The following is a 4135-nucleotide window of genomic DNA, read 5'->3' as shown; positions in this document are numbered from 1 at the left end:
AGGCCGTAGGCCTCGCGCCGGTCCGTCCTGTCGTCCGGATGGGTGTGGCTCGGCAGGGCTACGATCGAGCCGAGGACGGCGATGAACAGGGCCAGGGCGCCCGCATAGCCGACATGGGCGGCCACGCCGTCGAACCTGCGGCCGCTCGCGCCGGCCACCGCGTAGGTCGCGGCGGCGTAGAGGATCGGAAGTCCGGCCAGGGCTCCGAACACCGGCAGGAACACGAACCAGTTGATCAGGGTGTTGCGCAACCAGAGCGTGATGCCCGCCCAGGTGTCGAGGGAGGCGAAGCCGCGGCTCGGCGTGAGGTAGCTGGTGTAGCGGCGCAGGCCCCGCACGGTGTCCGTCTCGGCCCGGTCGGCCGGGGCCGCGATCTCGTCCTGGAGCGCGTCCATGTCGAGGGGCCTGCCCTGGGCGGCGGCCGTCTCGCTGCGCTCCGCGATCAGGCGCGTCAGCCACGCCCCCGTATAGCCGCCCCCCGAGACGGTGGAGAGGTACTGGAACTGCGGCAGGAGACGATATCGGGCGAACGCCTGGACGACGCCGAGGCAGAAGGCGGCGCTTCGGATCCCGCCGCCGGACAGGCACAGGGCCGTCGGCTGCTGCCCGGGCGTGAGGTGCAAGTGACCGAACTCCTCCGCGATCGCCGTCGCGGCATCGACGATTGCGGCCTCCGCGCCCGGGCCCGGAGGGGCGGGTGCGGCAAGTGCGGTGGATGCTGCGTCCCTCGTCATTCGCCCGGCTCCTCAGCTGCGGATCAGGGCGTGGCGCAGGCCGGCGGCCAGCACCCGGCGGCAGAAGGGCTCGGTGAGCAGGCGGCTCTCGGATTGCGGCATCCGCGTGCCGTCGTGCTGCCCGATGCAGGCGACCAGCATCGCCGACAGCGTCGCCCTCCGGCCCGGATCGGCGGATCGCGCGGAGTCGGCGGGCTTCTCCGCCACCAGGGCGACGAGCAGGGTCCCGTACTGGCTCAGGATCATCGAGTAGGCGTCGTGCCCGATCACGCCGTTGGCGTAGGCTTGGCAGGCCGCGAACAGCCCGTCGCGCAGCGCCAGCACCGCCGGGGCGCGGCCGGCGAGCGGCGTCGCGGTCTCGGTCTGCGCGTAGGCCCCGCCGCCGCTCACGCTCGCCTTCTCGGGGATCGTGACGGTCGCGTTCGCGTTGGCGTTCTGCCCGAAGGCGATGGCGTAGTCCGGGCTCGGCTCGGTGCAGACGATCGGCAGGAGCGAGCCGTCGGGACCCGGCCGCAGGCGCTCGCTGACGAGGCGCAGGTTGCCGGTGGTGGCGAGCGTGTCCGCGCTGCCGAACCGGAACTGCGTGACCTTGGCGCTCGGCGAATCGCAGGCCGACAGCAGGCTGCCGAGGAGGCCGGTCAGGAGACAGGCGGACAGTACCGCGGAGCGTGCGCGCATCGAGACCCCCCAAGCCGATACGACGGCCGAATATCCGGCCCGCGCGCCCCGCCGATATCCAGACCTCAGGTTAGAATATCGGCGGATCAGCGCGCAGAAATATCGTTGAGGTTATGTTAGCCTGCGCGCTTCCGGCGATGCAATCCCGGTGTCGCAGGCGGTGACGACCCGGGCGGCCCCGGCCGGACCGCAATCTCAGGTTTCCGCGGCGGCGTCGGGCCTCGGCGGTCCGCGGCGTTCCCTTGCCTCGCCGCCCACCCTCTGCTATGGGCCCGCCCATTCCACACGCGGGGCTGGCCTCATGACTGAATGAGGCGTTTCCGGTGGCTGGTCGGATGGGCCGGTCGCTTCCTCCGCGGCGGTATCAACCGGAGAACGAGAGAATCATGGCCGTCGACTTCACCATGCGCCAGCTCCTTGAGGCGGGCGCCCATTTCGGTCACCAGTCGCACCGCTGGAACCCGAAGATGCAGCCCTACATCTTCGGCACCCGCAACAACATCCACATCATCGACCTGGCCCAGACGGTCCCGGCGATGCACCAGGCCCTCCAGGCCGTCAGCGACACCGTCGCCCGCGGCGGCCGCGTGCTGTTCGTCGGCACGAAGCGCCAGGCCGCCGACACGATCGCCGACGCCGCCAAGCGCTCGGCCCAGTACTACGTCAACTCCCGCTGGCTCGGCGGCATGCTGACCAACTGGAAGACCATCTCGGGCTCGATCTCGCGCCTGCGCAAGGTCTCCGAGACGCTCGAGACCGGCGGCCCCGGCCTCACCAAGAAGGAGCGCCTGATGCTGTCCCGTGAGAAGGACAAGCTCGAGAAGGCGCTCGGCGGTATCAAGGACATGGGCGGCGTGCCCGACCTGCTGTTCGTGATCGACACCAACAAGGAGCAGCTGGCGATCAAGGAGGCGAACCGCCTCGGCATCCCGGTGGCCGCCATCGTCGACACCAACTGCAACCCGGACGGCATCAGCTACATCGTCCCGGCCAACGACGACGCGGGCCGCGCCATCGCGCTCTACTGCGACCTCATCGCCCGCGCGGCGATCGACGGCATCTCGCGGGCTCAAGGCTCGTCGGGCGTCGATCTCGGCGCCTCCGAGGAGCCGATGGCCGAGGAGCTGCCGGCCAACGACGACGCGGCCCTCTCCGTGGAGTCGGGCGCCCTCGATCCGGCCGACGTGGCGATGCTCGCCGAGTCGACCGAGCACTTCGAGCTGCTCGCCGCCCCGCGCGGCGCTCCGGACGACCTGACCAAGCTCAACGGCGCCGGCCCGCAGATCGTGCAGAAGCTCAACGATGCCGGCATCTACCATTACTGGCAGATCGCCGCGATGAGCGCCGACGACGTCGCCAAGATCGATGGCGACCTCAAGCTCAACGGCCGCATCGCCCGCGACGGCTGGGTCGATCAGGCCCGCGGCTTCGTCGAGGCCGCCGCCGCCGCCTGATTCTTTTTGGGACCGGCGTCGGCCTCGCGGCCGGCGCAGCTTCCTTGAGAACCCCATCTTCGGGCCCGGCGCTCCACAGGGCGCCGGGCCCTCTCATCTCAGAGACTCCCGCGGGAGCGAGACGAAAGGACCGGCCATGGCCAACATCACCGCCGCGATGGTGAAGGAGCTCCGCGAGAAGACCGGCGCGGGCATGATGGACTGCAAGGGCGCGCTGAACGAGACGGGGGGCGATCTCGAGGCCGCCGTCGACTGGCTGCGCAAGAAGGGCCTCGCCAAGGCCGCCAAGAAGGCCGGCCGCGTCGCCGCCGAGGGTCTGGTCGCCGTCGAGTCCGCCGGCCGCCACGCCGCGGTGGTCGAGGTGAATTCCGAGACCGACTTCGTCGCCCGCAACGACGCCTTCCAGGCCTTCGCCCGCGAGGCCGCCAAGATCGCGCTCAACAGCGACGGCACGCTGGAGGGGCTGCAGGCCGCCCACTTCCCGGGCGCCTCCGAGACCGTGGCCGACAAGCTGCAGAGCCTGATCGCCACCATCGGCGAGAACATGACCCTGCGCCGCGTGACCAAGCTCGAAGTCTCCAAGGGCGTGATCGCGAGCTACGTGCACAACCAGATCTCGGACGGCCTCGGCAAGATCGGCGTGCTGGTGGCGCTCGAGTCCGAGGGCGACGTGGACGCGCTCTCCGCGCTCGGTCGCCAGATCGCCATGCACGTCGCCGCGACCAACCCGGTGGCGCTCGACGCCTCGGGCGTCGATGCCGCGACGGTGGAGCGCGAGTCGAACATCCTGCGCGAGAAGAACGCCGGCAAGCCGGACCACGTCATGGCCAAGATCGTCGAGAGCGGCCTGAAGAGCTACTACAAGGAGGTCACCCTCCTGGAGCAGCCCTTCGTGCACGACGGCTCGAAGACCATCTCGCAGGTGCTGAAGGAGGCCGCCGGCAAGGTCGGCGCTCCGGTGAACCTCACCGCCTTCGTGCGCTACGCGCTCGGCGAGGGCATCGAGAAGGAAGAGGGCCCGGACTTCGCCACCGAGGTGGCCCAGCAGGCCGGCCGCGCCTGATCGGCTGCGAGCCGTACGTTCAGGGGAAAGCCCCGGCCGAGAGGCCGGGGCTTTTCTCGTTCGGGGGCGCCCGCGCTGCTTTCTCCCTCTGTGGGGGAGGCTTCTCAGACGAACGATGGCCTGGGGACCGCTCCAGAAGATGCCGTGCAGGACTAGGCGTGCGCGGGTCCCCTCTCCCATAGGGAGAGGGACAGGGTGAGGGGTAT

At 70.3% G+C, this 4135-nt stretch carries 4 protein-coding genes; 2 read left to right on the top strand and 2 right to left on the bottom strand.

The window, feature by feature from the left end; genetic code table 11:
• Positions 1-734 (bottom strand): patatin-like phospholipase family protein (locus tag AX737_RS02070; protein ID WP_197430424.1); only part of this gene is annotated, 734 nt, incomplete at its 3' end.
• A 12-nt stretch (positions 735-746) separates the two neighbouring features.
• Positions 747-1412, bottom strand: a complete 666-nt coding sequence (locus AX737_RS02065; RefSeq protein WP_066918620.1) for a hypothetical protein — start codon at positions 1410-1412, stop codon at positions 747-749.
• Between the two features lie 386 nt (positions 1413-1798).
• Here AX737_RS02065 and AX737_RS02060 point away from each other — a divergent pair, with 386 nt between their 5' ends.
• Positions 1799-2866 carry a 30S ribosomal protein S2 gene (locus AX737_RS02060; protein ID WP_066918618.1) on the top strand — a complete coding sequence of 356 codons (1068 nt, stop codon included), beginning with the start codon at positions 1799-1801 and terminating at the stop codon, positions 2864-2866.
• Positions 2867-3002: 136 nt separating this feature from the next.
• Complete coding sequence (gene tsf, locus AX737_RS02055) at positions 3003-3929, top strand: translation elongation factor Ts (RefSeq protein ID WP_066918616.1); 927 nt, start codon at positions 3003-3005, stop codon at positions 3927-3929.
• The last annotated feature ends 206 nt before the right edge of the window (positions 3930-4135 follow it).

It is taken from the genome of Methylobacterium sp. CCH5-D2, assembly GCF_001556475.1.
Taxonomy (GTDB): Bacteria; Pseudomonadota; Alphaproteobacteria; order Rhizobiales; family Beijerinckiaceae; genus Methylobacterium; species Methylobacterium hispanicum.
This window is presented reverse-complemented; position numbering and strand designations above follow the sequence as displayed.

Excerpts from the sequence above, each read along its gene's own strand:
- tsf (WP_066918616.1), top strand. The coding sequence starts at position 3,003 with ATGGCCAACATCACCGCCGCGATGGTGAAGGAGCTCCGCGAGAAGACC.
- AX737_RS02060 (WP_066918618.1), top strand. The coding sequence starts at position 1,799 with ATGGCCGTCGACTTCACCATGCGCCAGCTCCTTGAGGCGGGCGCCCAT.
- AX737_RS02065 (WP_066918620.1), bottom strand. The coding sequence starts at position 1,412 with ATGCGCGCACGCTCCGCGGTACTGTCCGCCTGTCTCCTGACCGGCCTC.